This window comes from Thermosynechococcus sp. Uc (genome assembly GCF_029335995.1).
Lineage (GTDB): Bacteria > Cyanobacteriota > Cyanobacteriia > Thermosynechococcales > Thermosynechococcaceae > Thermosynechococcus.
This window is the reverse complement of sequence record NZ_JARJMS020000092.1, coordinates 1-18,213: the sequence shown is the minus strand read 5'-3', so window position 1 is coordinate 18,213 and position 18,213 is coordinate 1. Positions and strand designations below refer to the sequence as shown.

15 protein-coding genes, 1 tRNA gene and 2 pseudogenes are annotated in these 18,213 nt (G+C 53.5%); 11 read left to right on the top strand and 7 right to left on the bottom strand.

The window, feature by feature from the left end:
- Positions 1-53 precede the first annotated feature (53 nt).
- From P3X23_RS10130 to P3X23_RS10115, 4 genes and pseudogenes are all read left to right on the top strand, one after another.
- Positions 54-1,088 (top strand): ribose-phosphate pyrophosphokinase, encoded by a 1,035-nt coding sequence (locus P3X23_RS10130; protein ID WP_367186597.1) that lies wholly within the window; start codon positions 54-56, stop codon positions 1,086-1,088.
- Positions 1,089-1,125: 37 nt separating this feature from the next.
- Positions 1,126-2,682 carry a bifunctional phosphoribosylaminoimidazolecarboxamide formyltransferase/IMP cyclohydrolase gene (purH, locus tag P3X23_RS10125; protein ID WP_300876233.1) on the top strand — a complete coding sequence of 519 codons (1,557 nt, stop codon included), beginning with the start codon at positions 1,126-1,128 and terminating at the stop codon, positions 2,680-2,682.
- A gap of 9 nt (positions 2,683-2,691) precedes the next feature.
- Positions 2,692-3,786 carry a metallophosphoesterase gene (locus tag P3X23_RS10120; RefSeq protein ID WP_300876230.1) on the top strand — a complete coding sequence of 365 codons (1,095 nt, stop codon included), beginning with the start codon at positions 2,692-2,694 and terminating at the stop codon, positions 3,784-3,786.
- A 77-nt stretch (positions 3,787-3,863) separates the two neighbouring features.
- Positions 3,864-4,838: pseudogene (locus tag P3X23_RS10115) on the top strand (AI-2E family transporter); the annotation flags it as partial.
- A gap of 16 nt (positions 4,839-4,854) precedes the next feature.
- Here the strand turns inward: P3X23_RS10115 and P3X23_RS12030 are convergent.
- Both P3X23_RS12030 and apcD read right to left on the bottom strand, forming a co-directional pair.
- On the bottom strand, positions 4,855-6,210 hold the full coding sequence (locus P3X23_RS12030) for a lipid-A-disaccharide synthase (RefSeq protein WP_367186596.1): 1,356 nt from the start codon (positions 6,208-6,210) through the stop codon (positions 4,855-4,857).
- Positions 6,211-6,276: 66 nt separating this feature from the next.
- A complete protein-coding gene (apcD, locus tag P3X23_RS10110) occupies positions 6,277-6,762 on the bottom strand; it encodes an allophycocyanin subunit alpha-B (RefSeq protein WP_300876225.1) in 486 nt (161 codons plus the stop codon).
- Positions 6,763-6,962: 200 nt separating this feature from the next.
- Between apcD and serS the strand changes: the two genes are divergently transcribed.
- The 3 genes from serS to P3X23_RS10095 all read left to right on the top strand — a co-directional run bounded on the left by serS (position 6,963) and on the right by P3X23_RS10095 (position 9,722).
- Positions 6,963-8,255 (top strand): serine--tRNA ligase, encoded by a 1,293-nt coding sequence (gene serS / locus P3X23_RS10105; RefSeq protein WP_300876222.1) that lies wholly within the window; start codon positions 6,963-6,965, stop codon positions 8,253-8,255.
- A complete protein-coding gene (gene murF, locus P3X23_RS10100) occupies positions 8,252-9,592 on the top strand; it encodes a UDP-N-acetylmuramoyl-tripeptide--D-alanyl-D-alanine ligase (RefSeq protein WP_300876219.1) in 1,341 nt (446 codons plus the stop codon). The genes serS and murF overlap by 4 nt, the downstream gene beginning before the upstream one ends.
- Before the next feature lie 58 nt (positions 9,593-9,650).
- Positions 9,651-9,722: transfer RNA gene (locus P3X23_RS10095), tRNA-Asn, on the top strand.
- 249 nt (positions 9,723-9,971) lie between these two features.
- Here the strand turns inward: P3X23_RS10095 and P3X23_RS10090 are convergent.
- From P3X23_RS10090 to P3X23_RS10080, 3 genes are read right to left on the bottom strand one after another with little or no spacing between them, the layout of a single operon-like run.
- Complete coding sequence (locus P3X23_RS10090; protein ID WP_300876216.1) at positions 9,972-12,287, bottom strand: TrkA family potassium uptake protein; 2,316 nt, start codon at positions 12,285-12,287, stop codon at positions 9,972-9,974.
- Between the two features lie 6 nt (positions 12,288-12,293).
- Entirely contained in the window at positions 12,294-13,310 is a 1,017-nt protein-coding gene (gene cobW, locus P3X23_RS10085) for a cobalamin biosynthesis protein CobW (RefSeq protein ID WP_300876213.1), read from the bottom strand.
- Positions 13,310-14,773 (bottom strand): FAD-linked oxidase C-terminal domain-containing protein, encoded by a 1,464-nt coding sequence (locus P3X23_RS10080; RefSeq protein WP_300876210.1) that lies wholly within the window; start codon positions 14,771-14,773, stop codon positions 13,310-13,312. Before P3X23_RS10080 ends, cobW begins: the two co-directional genes overlap by 1 nt.
- Before the next feature lie 188 nt (positions 14,774-14,961).
- Between P3X23_RS10080 and P3X23_RS10075 the strand changes: the two genes are divergently transcribed.
- The 3 genes from P3X23_RS10075 (at position 14,962) to P3X23_RS10065 (ending at position 17,160) form a co-directional block, all read left to right on the top strand.
- Positions 14,962-15,660: an MBL fold metallo-hydrolase gene (locus tag P3X23_RS10075; protein WP_300876207.1), complete on the top strand. Its 699-nt coding sequence runs from the start codon at positions 14,962-14,964 to the stop codon at positions 15,658-15,660.
- 66 nt (positions 15,661-15,726) lie between these two features.
- Complete coding sequence (locus P3X23_RS10070; RefSeq protein ID WP_300876203.1) at positions 15,727-16,269, top strand: rhodanese-like domain-containing protein; 543 nt, start codon at positions 15,727-15,729, stop codon at positions 16,267-16,269.
- 3 nt (positions 16,270-16,272) lie between these two features.
- Positions 16,273-17,160: a sulfite exporter TauE/SafE family protein gene (locus P3X23_RS10065; protein ID WP_300876200.1), complete on the top strand. Its 888-nt coding sequence runs from the start codon at positions 16,273-16,275 to the stop codon at positions 17,158-17,160.
- Here P3X23_RS10065 and rbfA read toward each other — a convergent pair.
- Both rbfA and P3X23_RS10055 read right to left on the bottom strand, forming a co-directional pair.
- Positions 17,157-17,537 (bottom strand): 30S ribosome-binding factor RbfA, encoded by a 381-nt coding sequence (gene rbfA / locus P3X23_RS10060; protein WP_300876197.1) that lies wholly within the window; start codon positions 17,535-17,537, stop codon positions 17,157-17,159. The two genes, P3X23_RS10065 and rbfA, sit on opposite strands and share 4 nt — an antisense overlap.
- Positions 17,516-17,689, bottom strand: coding sequence for a hypothetical protein (locus P3X23_RS10055; RefSeq protein ID WP_300876194.1), 174 nt, complete (start codon positions 17,687-17,689; stop codon positions 17,516-17,518). The genes rbfA and P3X23_RS10055 overlap by 22 nt, the downstream gene beginning before the upstream one ends.
- Positions 17,690-18,072: 383 nt before the next feature.
- Between P3X23_RS10055 and P3X23_RS10050 the strand changes: the two are divergent.
- Positions 18,073-18,213, top strand: a pseudogene (locus P3X23_RS10050) (photosystem II D2 protein (photosystem q(a) protein)); the annotation flags it as partial.

Sequence of the window (18,213 nt, the reverse complement as noted above, 5' to 3'; positions counted from 1 at the left end):
AAATTTGTCTTTTTATAAATTCAATCCTAAGGTAGTGGCTCCCAAAATTGGAAATGATAAGATTGAAATCAAAATGCACGCCATCTTGGGGAGATGCTGTGATTCACACTGCGCCATTGCCCACGACTACCCCCTCTCACGTTTCTGATCATAGTCGTCTAAAGCTATTTTCGGGTTCTGCCAATATTCCTCTTGCTCAGGAAATTGCCCGCTACCTCGGTATTGATCTAGGCCCAATGGTGCGCAAGCGATTTGCTGACGGCGAACTGTATGTGCAGATTCAAGAATCCATTCGCGGTTGTGATGTCTATCTGATTCAGCCCTGTTGCCGCCCCGTCAATGACCACCTAATGGAACTGCTGATTATGGTGGATGCCTGCCGCCGCGCTTCCGCTCGTCAAGTGACTGCGGTGATTCCCTACTATGGCTATGCCCGTGCCGATCGCAAGACCGCTGGCCGTGAATCCATTACTGCCAAACTGGTGGCTAACCTGATTACCCAAGCGGGGGCAAGTCGGGTCTTGGCCATGGATCTGCACTCAGCGCAAATTCAAGGGTACTTTGACATTCCTGTGGATCATGTCTATGGTTCGCCAGTGCTCCTTGACTACCTGCGCAGTAAAAACTTGGAGGATATTGTTGTAGTGTCCCCCGATGTGGGGGGAGTAGCCCGCGCCCGTGCCTTTGCCAATAAACTTGACGATGCGCCCCTCGCCATTATTGATAAGCGACGCCAAGCCCACAATGTGGCCGAAGTGATGAATGTGGTGGGGGATGTTAAAGGCAAAACGGCAGTGCTGGTGGACGACATGATTGACACAGCGGGCACAATTTTAGAGGGGGCACGGCTCCTGCGGCGGGAAGGTGCCAAGGAAGTCTATGCCTGTGCTACCCATGCAGTATTTTCACCGCCGGCAATTGAGCGCCTCCAAGGGGGTGACTTTGAAGAGGTGATTGTTACCAACACAATTCCAGTGCCGGAAACCCAACGCTTTCCCCAACTCACGGTGCTGTCAGTGGCGAGCATTCTCGGAGAAACCATTTGGCGGATTCATGAAGATAGCTCTGTGAGCAGCATGTTCCGCTAAAATTAGGTGTTCTTAGTCACCGAGGAGGATGGCAGGCATGGGGCGAATTGCCTTACTGAGCACCAGTAATAAACAAGGACTGGTGGAGTTGGCAACGGCCTTGGTGCAGGAGTTTGGCTTTACGCTCCTAAGTAGCGGCGGCACTGCAAAGACCTTGCAAGCGGCAGGAATTCCTGTGACAACTGTTGCTGAGTACACAGGAGCAGCGGAAATTCTCGGCGGACGGGTCAAGACCCTGCATCCCAAAATTCATGGCGGCATCTTGGCACGGCGCGATCGCCCCGCAGACGAAGCGGATTTGCAAGCCCAGGGGATCCATCCCATTGATCTAGTGGTTGTCAATCTCTACCCCTTTGCGGAAACCATTGCCCAACCCAAGGCCACCCTTGCAGAAGCGATCGAACAAATTGACATTGGCGGGCCAACCCTGATCCGCGCTGCTGCCAAAAACCATGCCCATGTGACGGTATTAGTGGAACCTAGCCAGTATCAAACCTATCTTCAAGAACTGCGTCTTTACGGTGCACCTCAGCCCGCTTTTCGCTTGGCCTGTGCTCAGCGAGCATTTGCCCTAACAGCTAGTTATGATCGGGCGATCGCCGAGTATCTCCAAGAAATCACTTCTCCGGGGGCGCCAGCGGAGATTCTGCCCCCCGTCTTTCACCTTATCGGACAGCAAAGGCAAGCTCTGCGCTATGGAGAAAATCCCCATCAAAAGGCGGCTTGGTATATGACAGGGGCACACCCTAGGGGTTGGGCTGCGGCTGAGCTGCTCCAAGGCAAAGAACTCAGTTACAACAACCTGCTGGATTTGGAAGCTGCACGGGGCGTTATCAGTGAATTCTTAGGGGACAGTGCCCCCGCCGCCGTCATCGTCAAACACACTAATCCCTGTGGCGTGGCTGAGGGTAAGACCCTAGTGGAAGCCTACGAGCGCGCCCTTGCGGCGGATAGCGTCTCTGCCTTTGGCGGCATTGTTGCCCTCAACCGCCCCTTGGATGTGGCCACTGCTGAAGCCCTAACCCGTACCTTTTTAGAGTGTGTCGTGGCTCCCGCCTGTGAGGAAGCGGCGCTGCCCATCCTAAAAATGAAGCCGAAGATGCGGGTTTTAACCCTACCGGAGTTAGAAACTGCCCCTCCTGTTACAGTGCAGACAATTGCTGGGGGGTTTCTTCTCCAAGAGACGCCGTCAACGCCAATTGAGCCCCACACTTGGCAGGTGGTGACGGCCACAGCACCCCCGCCAGAGTTAATGGCCGAACTGATCTTTGCTTGGAAAGTGGTTAAGCATGTGAAGTCCAATGCCATTGTGGTCAGTCGCGATCGCCAAACCCAAGGGATTGGTGCAGGTCAAATGAATCGCGTCGGTGCGGTGCAAATTGCCCTCAGTGATGCCGGTGAGGCGGCGCGTGGGGGTGTGCTAGCCAGTGATGGCTTTTTCCCTTTTGCCGATTCTGTGCAAGCTGCCGCCCTTGCCGGTATTGCCGCGATTATTCAACCAGGGGGCAGTTTGCGGGATAATGAGTCTATCCAAGCAGCCAATGAAGCGGGAATTGCCATGGTCTTTACCAACCGGCGACACTTCCGCCACTAGGAAATAGCGATGGCGGTGCGACTCGGAATTATCAGTGATCCCCACATTGCCCTGCCGGAGACTATTCCGACAGATTATCCCCCTATTTTTCTCTACGAAGTCAGTATCCCTGCCTTTGAAGCCGCCGTTGCCCATCTCCTAGGGCTGGGAATTGATGCCCTATTGATTCCCGGCGATTTGACACGGGATGGCGAGCGGGCAAACCATTGCTGGCTCAGTACCTATCTGCAGACTCTGCCCATTCCCTGCTATGTGATTCCGGGGAACCACGATGTGCCTCTTTTTCTAGGGGACAACAACCGTATTGGTTGGGCTGAGTTTCCCCAGTGGTATGCCCACGCTGGCTATGGCAAAAGCCTCAAGCATTACTATCAAACCCTGCTTACAGACAACCTGCAACTAATTGCCCTAAACTCCAACCAATTTAGCTCAACGGGTCAGCAGGTGGGAGCAGTTGATCAAGGACAACTCGCATGGTTGGCGGCTCTGTTGGCAGAACCCTTTTCTGGATTGCGCCTTGTGATGATTCACCACAATGTCCTTGAGCATTGGCCACAGCAAAGCCAAAGTCCGCTGGGGCAGCGCTACCTCTTGGAGAATCGGGCGGAGCTATTGAACCTGTTGCGATCGGCAGGGGTGGCATTGGTCTTAACCGGACATCTCCATGTTCAAGACATTGCCTATGAGGGGGGGCTGTTTGACCTAACGACCGGTTCGCTGGTGAGCTATCCCCATCCCTATCGTCGGCTTATTTTGCAGGAACGCCCCCAAGGGGGTTGGCAAGTGGATGTGGAATCCTACCGCATTGAGTCCCTCAGTGCCTATCCCACTTTAAGTGATCTCTCACGAGAATGGATGCTTCAGCGCGGTGCAGGGTTTATGGTGCGCTTTCTTACCTTGCCACCTTTTAATTTATCGGAAACTGAGGCCAAGCCCCTTGCCCAAGCTCTATCGTCCCTCTGGCCGGAAATTGCCAAGGGAGATACCCAAGTCACGCTACCGAGCCTACCGGAACCTTTGGCCGCTTACTTTGACCAGTTTAACCACAGGCCACCGCTGGAGTATCCCCAGCTCCGGGACAACAATACAGTCTTTGTCGTTTAGCCATTCCTTTGGTTGGGATGGTAGGGTTCCAAAACCTGTTCTAATAGGGGGTTGAGGCACAGATTGGATGCACAGTAGTGACATTTGGTCAGTGGATTGGCTTGCTAGTGCTGGGGGTGTGTCTTTACATCCTCTGGGAAATTCGCCAAGTGTTACTCTTGGTTTTTTTGGCGGTGGTCTTGGCAACGGCGCTCAACTGGCTACAACTGCGGCTCCAAAGCTGGGGACTGCAACGAAGGCGGGCGATCGCCATCAGTATAAGCTTGACTTTCCTGATCATCTTTGGCTTCTTTTGGATGATTATTCCCCCCTTTTTGCAAGAGGCGCAGCAACTGGGTGTCTTGATTCCCAAAGGTCTAGGGCGGCTGGAGGCATGGCTTGATGAGATTGCTTACCTTTTACCAAAGAGTAGCTTTGACGACACTCCTGTACTTACTCGGCTCATTACCCAATTAGAGCCATTCCTTGAGCAAATTTTTAATAACTTCTTTGCCCTTTTTTCCAATACACTGGCAGTCTTACTGAATACGCTGCTAGTCTTGGTGCTGACGGTGATGCTAGTGATGGATCCTCAGCCCTACCGCCAAGGGTTTATTCGTCTGTTTCCAGCTTTTTATCGATCTCGGATTGACACAATTCTCACCGAAAGTGAGCAGGCACTCTTGGCGTGGCTGGCGGGCACAGGCCTGAATATGCTTGTAATTGGTGTGGTCAGTGGCATTACTCTTGCTCTGCTGGGGGTACGGTTGGTCTTGGCCAATGCCTTCTTGGCAGGTCTTCTGGAGGCAATTCCCAATATTGGCCCTGCTTTGAGTGTGATTCCACCGATGATCATTGCTTTTATTGACAACCCTTGGCGAGCAGTGGCGGTGCTGATTGCCTACATTGTCATTCAACAGTTGGAGCAGTACCTGCTGGTACCCGTCGTCATGGCCAAACAGGTAGCTTTACTGCCCGCTGTGACGTTGGTTTCACAAATTATTTTTGCCATTTTCTTTGGCTTTTTAGGATTACTGCTGGCACTGCCCTTAGTGATTGTGGGTCAGATTTGGTTTACGGAAATTGTGCTCAAGGACATTTTGGATCGCTGGCAGCCCAACCCGCCACCTGAAGCGTCAAATCCACCAATTTTGCCGCAGCCCCCGCCGACCCCACCTGCTCCCGCAAGTCCTGCCGCATCTGATGCAGTTGCTGAGGATGACTCAATAGAGACATAATCTGATCGGCAACAACTGCTGGCTCAATGGGACCTACCAGCTCCGGTACTATTTCTCTACCCGCCCAGATATTGGGCCACGCCCTGTAGCCGAGACCCTGTTTTACTAGGTTCCAGTCGATTTCTGGCGATCGCCACAACTGCCAAAAGCGCCGCCAGCCTAATCCTTTGGCGACGAGTGCCCAAAATACCAGCGCTGTCCACTGCCGCCCAATTGCCGGCAAGCTGACCAGCAACCCCGCCAAGCCATCCCAAGGGTGTGCCCGCCGAACCCGTAACTGTTGTGCGGGCAACAGAACAATCATCGGCACATTCAAGGCGGCCAGTTCTGCGGTATTGGCACCAACGGTGGTGACGCAGAGAGTCACCTGCCGCAGCAGGGGATAGTTGGGTAACTGCTGCCAGAGATAGATTTTCGTACCCCTTGGCGTCTCTAAATAGGGCAGCCCTGCACTGGATTGGACGAGTGTGGCAGTGGTGCCCTCAACGTGCTTGAGTTCCGGGTTAAAGTGGGGATTGGCATAGCAGCTAAGGGCGTTGAGCGTCAGGGTGGGTGCCACTGGAATTACACAGTGAATCGGGGGATGGGCGGCAGCTAAATGGTCGGCGATCCCAAGGGAAAGGGGTACCCCCAACTTAAGTTTATTGGGCTTGGAACCGACCATCAGCCCCACAAGGGGAGCATCTGCAGCAATGCCTATCTGTTGGCGCACATCAGGCAGAGAATCAAAGGTGAGGGTCTGCACATCGGTCATCAGATCTCCTACTACCGCCACCTTGGCTCTTGTTTTGCCCATTGGTAGAGGACGGCGCAGCCCAATGCCATCTACCCACCTTTGCCAACGTGCCTGCCACTCACAGTAGAGCACACAGCGGTAGCCTAACCGCCTAGCCAGCAGGACTGCAAACAGTTGATCACCTCCCAAAAAGACCACAACGCCTTGGGAAAACCAATCCCAATTGCTGCGAGTGGTTTTTGTGCGCACAAGGTGCCAAAACTCTGTGGCCGGCAACACCCGATCTACCCCTAGATAGCGGCGAGCCATTTCTGCTTCCTGACCACTGGCATGGGGACAGGGAACAATCACCACTGAGACTCGCATGCCCTGTTTAACCTGTTGCCGCAGTGCTGTTACAAAGGGATAGACCCACGTGGCCAGTTCACCAGGGCCATTACTCAAAATGACGACTTCGAGGGGCTGTTTCATAGAGGGTGGCCTTGCCCCCTGAAGGGCTCAAACAGGCGACCACTAGGAGTGGTGTTGCTCCTTGTTCTAGGACATTTCCTGAATAATGTAATCAAAATAGGGGGCAGCAACTTCAGCATCTTCAGTGCTCAGCAGTGCCAAGGAGGCCTCCTTTAGGCAACGGATTGCTTCTGCCATCCCGGCCATTGGCACGCCAAGGGAGTTGTACATTTCCCGTACGCCAATAATGCCTGTGCGCTCAATGGGGTCTTTATCACCAGCAAGGATGCCATAGGTAATCAGGCGCATATACCAGCCATAGTCGCGCAGACATAGGGCACGCTGTTTCTGGCCGTAGGCATTCCCCCCCGGTGAGATGAAGTCAGGCCGTTTCTGCCACAGTTGTTTGCTGGCTTGCTCAACAATGCGTTTCTCATTTTCGGCCAGTGTTGTGGCAATGCGGAGGCGTTGCTCACCCGTTTGAAAAAAGTCAATAATCGTCTGTAGTTCGCCCGTGGTGGGGTAGCGTAATTCATCGTCCGCTTTAAGAAGAACCTGACTAATGACACTCATATTGCTAACACCGCTTAATACATCCCTCATTTTAGAGGACGGCGACCCCTTGTTGACGCCACCAACGATCAAAATCTCCACAGTTGATAGACGCACTTTAGAGGTTTGGATGACCCGATGCGCAGCAAGACAGTCCCCTGGAATCAATCTCCTCCCTTGGTGATAGGATCAATGCGGTTTGCACTGGTTTTCGTCCGCCTGTGATTGATCTAAAGCAACTGCGAGAAAATCCCCAAGCCTTTGGCGATCGCCTGCGGCGGCGCGGCGGTGACTTTGACCTTGAGCGCATTTTAGAATTGGATAGGCAGCAGCGACAGCTAGAACAACAGCGATCGCGCCTCCAAGCCCGCAGTAACGAAATTGGTGCCCTTGTCGGCAGAAAAATGAAGTCAGGGGTTCCCCCCACTGACCCCGAAATCCAAGCCCTGAAGACCGAGGCCAACGATCTCAAGCAGCAGCTCGGTGATCTCGAACCGCAGGAACGGCAACTGAAGGAAGCATTGGAGCAGCTACTGCTGACAATTCCCAATCTTCCCAGCGAAACAACTCCTGTTGGCCGCGATGAAACTGAAAACGTGGAGGTGCGCCGTTGGGGTGAGGAGTATAAGCCAAATCAACCTTGTCAGCCCCATTGGGATATTGCCACTCAATTGGGACTCTGGGAGGTGGAGCGATCGGTGAAGGTGGCTCAGAGTCGCTTTGTGACCTTAGTGGGAATGGGCGCTGCCCTTGAGCGAGCCTTGATCCAGTTCATGCTCGATACCCACCGCGAGCGCGGCTATGTGGAAGTGTTGCCGCCCCTGTTGGTGAATACGGCCTCGCTGACGGCAACGGGGCAACTCCCCAAATTTGCTGAGGAGAGCTTTCGCTGTGCCGACGACGATCTCTGGCTGATTCCAACGGCGGAAGTACCGCTGACGAATCTCTATCGCGATGAAATTTTAGCTGCTGAGCAACTGCCCATTTACCACTGTGCCTACACCCCCTGTTTTCGGCGCGAAGCGGGCAGCTACGGCAAGGATACCCGCGGTCTAATTCGCCTGCACCAATTCAATAAAGTCGAGTTGGTTAAGTTTGTCCATCCGGAAACTTCTACTGCGGAACATGAAGCCCTTGTGGCCGATGCAGAGTTCATTCTCCAAGCCCTGAAACTGCCCTATCGGGTTGTTGAACTGTGCACTGGCGATTTGGGGTTTGCTGCCATGAAGTGCTACGACTTGGAAGTGTGGCTGCCCGCAGCGGGCTGCTACCGCGAAATTTCCAGTTGCTCTAATTTTGGGGATTTCCAAGCCCGTCGCGCCAAAATCCGCTTCAAGGGAGCCAAGCAAAAGGGCACCCAGTTTGTGCACACGCTCAATGGTTCTGGTTTAGCTGTTGGCCGAACTATGGCGGCCATTCTGGAAAACTACCAACAGGCAGATGGCACTGTCCGCGTACCGCAGGTGCTACAACCTTACTTGAAATGTAGTTACATTGGCAGAGCCGCCTCGTGAACACGACCTTGGGGGCGATCGCCCATGCGTTGGGGGTAGAAACTGCCTCGCCAGAGGTACCCATTACAGGGATCAGCACTGACTCCCGCCAGATTGCCGCAGGCAATCTATTTGTTGCCCTGCGGGGAGAAACCTTTGATGGTCATCAATTTGTGGAGCAAGCGGCCGCAGCGGGGGCGATCGCCTTGATTGTCGAGGCACCAGTGTCTTCTTCTTTGCCGCAGCTTTGGGTGCCGGATACCCTGAGGGCCTATCAGCGCTTGGGGCAGTGGTGGCGGCGGCAATGTTCAGCCAAAGTCATTGCAGTTACTGGCTCAGTGGGCAAAACCACCACCAAGGAAATGATTGCTGCTGTCCTCAGTCACTACGGTGCTGTTCACAAAACTACAGCCAACTTCAACAACGAGATTGGCGTCCCCAAGACCCTCCTGCAATTGGAGCCACACCACCAATTTGCCGTGATTGAAATGGGGATGCGTGCCCGCGGCGAAATTGCCCTGTTGAGCCAGATTGCCCAGCCCGATGTTGCCGTAATTACCAATGTGGGCACGGCTCATATTGGTCGCCTGGGTTCGCGCGAGGCCATTGCCCAAGCCAAATGCGAACTGCTTGCCGAAATGCCTGCGGGGGGAACTGCGGTGCTCAATGCCGATAGCCCCTTGCTGTTGGAAACGGCGGCTCAGGTTTGGCGCGGCCAGACCCTGACCTATGGCCTTGAGCAAGGGACGTTGCGGGGTAGTTATATCCCTCCGCAAACGTTGCGCGTGGGTGAGCGGGCCTATACCGTTCCCCTTGCTGGCGCCCATCATGCCCTAAACTTTTTGGCCGCCCTTGGGGTACTGCAAGCTCTAAACCTAGAGAGCAGTTGCCTGCCTCCCCAGTTAATGCTAGAACTGCCCAGTGGTCGCAGTGGCCGCTATCTCCTTGAACCAGATATTCTCTTGCTGGATGAAACCTATAATGCCGGCCTAGAATCAATGGTGGCCGCCTTGCACCTGTTGCGATCGCTCCCTGGCCAGCGGCATCTGGCGGTTCTCGGCCCTATGCGCGAACTGGGCAAGTTTTCGCTTCCCTTCCATGAGCAGGTGGGGGCAACGATTGCCCAATTAGACCTCGATGGTCTTTTGATCCTCGATAACAGCGAGGAAGGGGCAGCCCTTGCGCGCGCAGCGGGGCATGTTCCCAGTCAACGATTTGCTTGCCACGAAGAATTGGTGGAGTACCTATTGAAGGAGGTGCAAGCGGGCGATCGCCTCCTTTTTAAGGCCTCCCATGCCGTTGCCCTAGATCGAGTGGTCACTGAACTGCGGCAGCGCTGGCCTAAACTTCAGTCTTAAAGGTGGCCGAGGCTTGCAAAGAGCAGTGAACTACGCTACATTAGAAAATCGTCAATATTCCTCAGTAGCTCAGCGGTAGAGCGGTCGGCTGTTAACCGATTGGTCGCTGGTTCGAATCCAGCCTGGGGAGTTCCATAACTTAAGCCACAATAGCGACGGCGTCCTCTCCTTTGGAGTTCGATCTAGCTAATGAAGTCGGAGCGGGAGGGGGACTAGTAACATACTCCCGGCCCTCACGCTTCGCGGTATTAGAGGTCAACGGTGAGTACTTCATCGCCAGTGGTGGAACAGTCACCGTATTCCTCTTGAAGCAGTACATTGAGCAGCAAGATTCCTCCTCGGAAGAGGGTAGAGCTTCCCGCCGATGAGCTAAATTAAGTTAGTAAGTTAGGGGAAAAAGACGTATTGGGGCTAGGGCCTGCAGTTGTTGTCCAAGGCGAAAAGCTTGGGGTTCATAGAGTTCGAGGGTGAGGGCAGCCGGGAGTTGCTGGATAAAAGCGCGCGATTGCGGCAGGGACAGACCTGTAATTTTTGTAATTAAGTTGCCGATTTCTAGGACGGCTTCCGCATTACGGGGGAGCCCCACCCACAGCCGCCACTGACGGCGAGGCGCCATTTTTCCCTGTTCAATCCGCCGTAGGCCATCAATTGTGGCTAAGACAATCAGGCGATCGCCCGCAGTAAGTTGCAGTGTATCACTGGGCAAAAATTGCTGACTGGTCTCCCCGCCCAAAAACTGTTCGTGGCGCTTGTAAAAGACGGGGATAACTGCATAGCCATAGGCCACCTCCCCAATTAACTTGCCCTCAAGGGAGTCCCCTGGGGTTACTGTGTAATCGGCAATGAGCACTGTCTGCTGCTCAATCTGAAACAGACCAAGCATGGTTTCGCCAAAGGCGGCGCCGGCAAAAGCTTCTGCTGCCAAGGCATAGGCACAGAGGGGACGGGCACGGGGTAAAAGCTCCCGCAAATCATTGGTCAGTGTGGGATTATAGATGCTAATAACCAAGCCAATGGGGGACTGGCGCTGCTCTGTTGCTTGGCGGGCAATTAGAGCCGCCTCAAGGTTCAGCATCTCATCGGGAGTGGTAAGAACTAGGCTTTTGGCGGTCTCTAAATGGGCTTGGGGAAGTTTCTCAGTAATGCTGCCAAAAAGCATTGGTAGGTCTTCAAAGAGCTGGGTCTGCTCTGGGTTGTCCACCAGTAGGACAAGGGGTTGACGAAAGGTGCGCAGCAGTTGTACGACCTGTTGGCCAATGCGATTTAGGCCAACCACAATGACATGATCTGCCGTGGGCAGAGGGGGGCGTTTCTTGATAAATTCAAACCGTGCTTCTAGGAGTTTTTCGGCCAAAAGTCCTAAGACACCCACAATAAAGAGGATGCTGACAATTGCCACCAAAATACAAACCACGAGTAGCCAAGGGGGCACAGGATCATTTTCTAGCCCGCCAAAAACATCGCCAAACCCCCCTAAAAGGAGAATAAACCCAGCAGCAAAAGCTTTTTGCCAAGTGAGTTCAGGGACGTTGTAGCGCAACAGGAGGGCTGTCAAAAGCCACAGACCACTGCCTATCCAGAGTCCCCTGAAGATTAACTCGCGGGAGCGATCGCTATGAATCCACTGCCAGAATTGCTGCATCTGCTCAGGGAGTTGGCGCCCCTGCTGAATGAGTCGCTGAATCAGAGTGGAGTCCGCAACGGGCAAGGATTTAACCACTTCCACCCGTTCAATCCAAATGGGGCGATCGCCCACTTCAAAGTGTAAATCTGGGGGCCAATGGTTAAAAAGACGATGGGGGCGAGTCGGCTGGAAGAGAGAGGATTGCGAATGGCAGGAGCGGATACTAATTAGGCGCTGATGACGGCGTTGCCAGCGGTGGGCAGGGGTACCCAGTAGCGGACTCTCGGCAGTGACGGTTTGCTGCCACACTCGAAACTGTTGCCCCTCAATTGTAAACGCAGCTAGAATATCCTCCTCGAGGGCTGCCAAGGCAAAAGCAGGAGCCGGCAGTTCCGTCGGATTAAGGGCAACAAAGCTCCCCAACTTTTTTGCCAAAAGGGCGTTGAGATTATCGCGACTGGAGCGCACCACGAGGTGGACATGGGGATTTAAGCGGTGAGCCACAATCGCCGTAGCAATGTTGGTGGCCTCATCACTTGTCACCGCTAGTAGGGTGCGGCAGCGATCAATGCCAGCAGCTTTCAGAACTGTTTCTTGCCGACAGTCACCAATAACCACAGGTTCACTGAGTAACTCCGCCAACTGGGGAATTTCCCATTCAATGTTGCGGTGGCGTTCAATGGCACAAATTTCAATCGCCAAGTGATCAGCCGCAAACCGGCGCAGGCTTTGGATGCAAAACTGCCCCAAACTACCAAGACCACAGATAATAAAGCGATCGCGGCCGCTCCCCTCTGCTAACTGTGTGAACGGTGCTCCTACCGAGGGAGCAGACCACGATTTCCACCAGTAGGGAAAGGATTGATAGGGTTCAGCCACAAACAGAAGGAGACTTCCCCCTTGCCACTTCTGCCGCAGGAGAGTGCCCCAGCGGGTGAGGCGATCAAGGTCAACCTGAGTGGACTCAATCCAAATGGCTAGGTGGCGATCGCCAAGATCAATAAACCAAGTGGCACTGCTACCTAAGAGCTGGCGCAATTGCTGATCGATGACCTCCACAAGGCTCGCCATATTCTTCTAGCCGAAATAGGACAGCAGTGTCTGTTGCTCCAACTGACGACCAATCACCACAAGGCGGGTTTGACGGGGTTCTGCGGATTGCCAGGGGCGGTCGTAAAACCAGTCTAACCGCTGACCGACCCCCTGTACCACAAGACGCATCGGCTTGCCTTCAATGGCCGCAAAACCCTTAATACGGTAAATGTCGGGTACCTGTAATAGCTGCTCAAGGGATTGACACAGGCGTTGTAGCTCCCAAGCCCCCATCTCCAAGCAAACGGCTTGGATCTCCTCGTCGTGATCGTGCTCTTCCGCAAAATCGTGATGACTTGGCCGCTGCCCCAAGTTCTCCTCAACGGCTGCATTAAAGCCCAACAACAACTCCGCAGGCACTTGTCCTTGCTGCGCCGCCAGCAGCTTAATCCGTGGGGGCAATTGACTGCGCAGTTGACTCAGGAGCTGTTCCACTTGCTGGGGAGTCAGTTGATCGGCCTTGTTGAGAATCACCAAATCGGCACAGGCCAGTTGATCATTAAAGAGTTCCTCAAGGGGCGTATCTTCATGCTGGAGGCTCGGATCTGCCTCCTTTTGGGCAAAGAGTGCCTCTAAATCGGCGCTCACTTGACCCGCTGCCAAGGCCAGCCCATCCACAACAGTCACCACCCCATCTACCGTTGCTGCGTGGCGTACCTCTGGCCAACGGAAGGCCATTACCAAGGGCTTGGGCAGTGCCAGTCCCGACGTTTCAATCACAATGTGATTAATTTCCTGCCGCCGTGCCAAGAGCGCTTGCATCGTTGGCAAAAACTCCTCCTGCACCGTACAGCAGAGACAGCCATTGGTGAGTTCCCAGATGCCCATGGCGCGATCGCAACAGGACCGCAACAACTCGCCATCAATGCCGACATCGCCAAACTCATTGACAATCACGGCAATACGCCTAGCAGCGGCATTCTGGAGCAGGTGCCGAATCAGCGTGGTTTTACCACTCCCGAGAAAACCAGTAATAATTGTAACAGGAATTTTTGCACCCATTAAAAAGCCTCAATGTTAGGAAAGTCTTTGAGTTGATGGGCAGCTTCGCCACAGGTTCGTGGTGTTGGAAACACCTTTTCGGGGTTGGCGAGGCGTTTTGGATCAAAAGCAGCGCGCACCTGCTGCATTGTTTCTAGATCCGCTGGACTAAACATTTCCCTCATGAAACAGGCCTTATCACTGCCAATACCGTGCTCCCCAGAGATACTTCCCCCCAAGCGCACACAGAGCTTGAGAATTTCACCCCCCAAGGCTTCTACTTCGGCAAGGGCACCGGGAACCGATTGATCGTAAAGAATCAAAGGATGCAGGTTGCCATCGCCGGCGTGAAAGACATTGGCGATGCGATAACCACTGCGCTGACTGAGCTGCTCAATTTCCTTGAGAACAGTGGCCAGTTGACTGCGGGGAATCACGCCATCTTGAACAAAATAATTGGGACTGAGACGACCCGCAGCGGCAAAAGCGGCTTTGCGCCCCTTCCAAAGGCGCAGGCGATCTTCGGCCTCTGTGGCCACTCTGACATGGCGTGCGCCCTGTTCATAGCAAATGCGCATGACTTGTTCTTGCAAGATGGGCACTTCAGCCTCTAGCCCATCTACTTCCACCAACAGGACAGCACCGGCATCGCGGGGATAGCAGTTGGTTGCCACCACATCCTCAACGGCATTGATACTCAGGTTGTCCATAATCTCCATGCCAGCGGGAATAATCCCGGCACGAATAATTGCAGAAACTGTTTCTCCGGCTACTTCAATGGTGGGAAAATCCGCCAATAGAACAGCGATTGCTTCCGCCTGTTTAAGAACCCGCAGCCGAATTTCTGTGGCAATTCCCAGCGTCCCCTCCGAGCCAACAAAAACCCCCATCAGATCATAGCCGGGCATTTCGGGAGCAGCACCACCGAGTTCCACAATCTCTCCATTGGGCAGAACCACCGTGAGTCCGAGCACATGGTTAGTGGTGACGCCATACTTTAGGCAGTGAACACCGCCGGAGTTTTCAGCCACATTGCCGCCGATGGAACAAATCGTTTGACTCGACGGATCGGGCGCATAGTAAAAGCCCTGATCGGCAACCACTTGGGTGACCCACGCATTAATGACCCCCGGCTGCACTACCACCTGCTGATTGGCCAGATCAATGTCTAAAATTTGGTTCATGCGGGAAGTAACAACAAGAATTCCCTCTGGGTGGGGCAGCGCGCCCCCCGATAAGCCGGTGCCTGAGCCACGGGCAACAAAGGGAATCCGATGGCGATCGCACACTTTGAGGACAGCAGAAACTTGAGCTGTGGTCTGAGGAAGCACGACGAGCTTTGGTTGCTGCCGATACATGGATAGACCGTCGCACTCATACACCAGGGTTTCCGCTGCTTTACAAATTAGACCTTCTTTGCCGACAATTGCCGCTAGCTCCCCTATGACCCGCTGCCAAGGAGTGGTTTGCCAGAGTGTGAACATCCCCAGTGTGCCGAACCTGCTTTCCCCTATTCTAGACTGACCACTGATTTCAAAAATGGGGAAGAGGGGGATTTGACATTTGTTTACTAAATAGTTATAAAATTATACTTAGATTGATTAAGCTGAAGTGGTAACCGTTTTAAGTCTGAGCGAGTTTCCTTGACCTCTACCTTGCAAAGGAGTTTGCTATGCTGTTTCGCCAACTGTTTGACTATGATACTTGGACCTATTCTTACCTCATTGCCGATGAAGCCACAGGTGAGGCCGCTTTGGTGGATAGCGTCCTAGAGCAAGTGGATCGGGATGTGCAATTAATTGAGCAATTGGGGTTAAAGTTGCGCTACTGCTTGGAAACCCATGTCCACGCCGACCACATTACCGGCGCTGGTCAAATCCGTGAGCGCACGGGCTGTAAAACCCTTGTCCCTGAAAATGCTAAAGTGGACTGCGCTGATGGCTATATTAAGGATGGGGAAGTGATTCACGTTGGTAGCATTCCGATTCAGGGAATTGCCACCTGGGGTCACACCGATAGCCATATGGCTTTTTTAGTCAATGGCACTCATCTTTTGACCGGCGATTCCCTCTTTATTCGGGGCTGTGGGCGCACCGACTTTCAAAGCGGTGATGCGGGTGCAATGTACGATGCGGTAACGCAGCGACTCTTTACACTACCTGACACCACCTTGGTCTATCCCGGCCATGACTATCGTGGCCACACTGTCTCTACTATTGGTGAGGAGAAACGCTTTAATCCTCGCTTTGTAGGTCGCGATCGCCAGCAGTTCATTGAGTTTATGGCCAACCTGAATCTGCCCGATCCCAAGAAAATTATGGAGGCAGTGCCTGCTAACCAACAGTGTGGTAAGGTTGCTGCTGCTGTTTAGTTCCTTGACTCCTGATTGCCCCTGTTTTTTGCCTACCCTTAGTTCCGAAGTTGGAAACCAAAAATTATGATCGCAACAACGACTGAGTCTCCCCTTATTTCTGCTGCTGAGCTCCACAATGCCCTGCAGCAGCGACAAGTCCTGCTCATTGACGTGCGGGAACCCAATGAGTACAACAATGCCCACATTTCGGGGGCGCTGCTGTGCCCCTTGGCCAATGTGAAGGAGCTGGAGCCTCCCTGTAGCTCCGACACGCCGGTGGTGCTCTACTGCGAGTCGGGTCGGCGATCGCAGATAGCCTACGAAATCCTCGCTGAGCAGGGATTTAGAAATCTGAAAAACCTCGAAGGAGGCATCCAGCGCTGGAAACAGATGGGCTACGCTGTACAGGGCGCTGCTAATGCTCCCCTTAGCATCATGCGGCAAGTACAAATTACGGCCGGTAGCTTAATTCTCACAGGGGTGATCTTGGGCTTTACCGTCAACTCAGCATTTTTCTTCCTGTCAGGCTTTGTCGGCATGGGCATGCTCTTTGCTGGTCTCAGTGGCCGCTGCCTGCTAGGTCAACTGCTCATGCGCTTGCCCTTTAATCGCCCCAAAGGAAAATAGCCAATGCTGAGTTACTGGTTGGGGCACGGACTCGCGATCGCCATTGGCTTGAGCCTTGGTCTATTGGGGGGCGGCGGTTCAGTCCTTGCCCTACCAGTATTGGTTTATGTCATGGGCATTGAGACTAAAGTCGCGATTCCGATGACACTTGTGATTGTTGGCACCGTCAGTTTGCTGGCGGTCATTCCCCAGTGGCGGCGCGGTTACGTCAACTTACGTCTGGCACTGGTTTTTGGTTCAGCAACGATGGCTGGTGCCTATCTCGGAGCACGACTGGCAGCCTTGCCTTGGGTTACCGATACCCTGCAACTATTACTCTTTGCCGTTGCCATGATGGTGGCAGCAATTCTGATGATTCGGCGGCAGCAGCGCCCCCCTGCGCCCGAACTCACGCCGCCAGAGGTTTCTTTAGAAAGTCAGCTTTATACCCCCCCCGTATGTAAGTACTGCTGGTTATGGCTACCCACAGAGGGCTTGGGTGTCGGTATTCTAACGGGACTGGTGGGTGTGGGTGGGGGCTTTGCCATTGTGCCTGCCCTTGTTTTGCTGGGGAAAATTCCCATGCGACAGGCGATCGGCACCTCACTACTCATTATTGCTGCTAACTCCGTGGCTGCGGTTTGGGGCTATCTGGGCACCGTTAACTTGGATCCACGCTTGACCCTGACGCTAACCTTAGCAGCAGCGAGTGGTTCTGTTCTTGGCAGCTATCTCAGTCACTACATCTCCGCCAAACGACTACAGCAGGGCTTTGGCTACTTTTTAATTGGTATTGCCACCTTTGTTATCCTCAAAACGCTATTGGCGCCCCCCCAACGCGGCAAAAGCTCCTCCCTGCCGCCGAGGCACTACCTCACTGCATCGGTTCCCACAAAGCGAAGCCACACTTAGGACTCTGGGGCTTCTGAGGTACTCTGCTGTTGCCCAATTTGATTGAGCAGTGAGAGAATGCGACTCCCCCGCTCTAGGGAGCGATCTTCAATAAACACCACCTCAGGTGTCCGCCGTAGGCGAAGGCGCTGTCCGAGTTCGCGTCGTACAAAGCCTGAGGCAGCCTTGAGACCTGCCATTGTTGAGCGCCGCACCTCATCGGTGCTGTAGATGCTGACGAAAATTTTGGCGTGCTGTAAATCACCAGAAACTTCTACATCCGTGACACTGACCATGCCCGCCCCTACGCGCTCATCGCGGATTTCATACATTAACAACTGACTCACTTCCCGTTTGATTAATTCTGCTACTCGTGCTACCCGTCGCTCTGTCGCCATGGCGGGTCTCCTTTTCTCGATTGTTGGTAAAGACTATCCTGCACCCCTCCTATCTTATCAAGACAGCCATCGCCGAGTTCGTTGGGTTGCAGGCGATCGCCCAAGACTTCCATAGCAGTAACTGCTGACAGCAGTGTTACAATACTTAACATTTCCTGCTGGCGTTCTGTTTAAGTTCAGGCCTCAATTTCCTGCTGTTTTGGGGAATTGCGACCCCTGCTCAAAAATGAGAAACTGGTGAGGCCAGGTAACAATCACCTTGATATTTCGTAAGAATTCCGCTATCACGTTAGTATAGTTCTCCCGCAGCAAATGCTGATGGGAGGCTTAACCTACCCTTGGTGAACGCCAACAGTAAATAGGTCAAATCACCTATTAGCTTAAGCGTTAGCAAGGGATGGGTTTCTTATTTATGAAGCCAAATGAACAGGATGCTGGAGCGATCGCTCCTTGGTTTTTGAGGAGTCGATAGTACTCTGCCAGCAACTGTAAGGTTCTAAATCTGGCATCTATATCTGCAAGAGGATTTAATTCCATGACGATTGCGATTGGACGAGCGCCAGCGGAGCGGGGATGGTTCGACATCCTCGACGACTGGCTCAAACGTGACAGATTTGTCTTCGTAGGCTGGTCAGGCATCTTGCTTTTTCCCTGCGCCTACCTTGCCCTCGGCGGC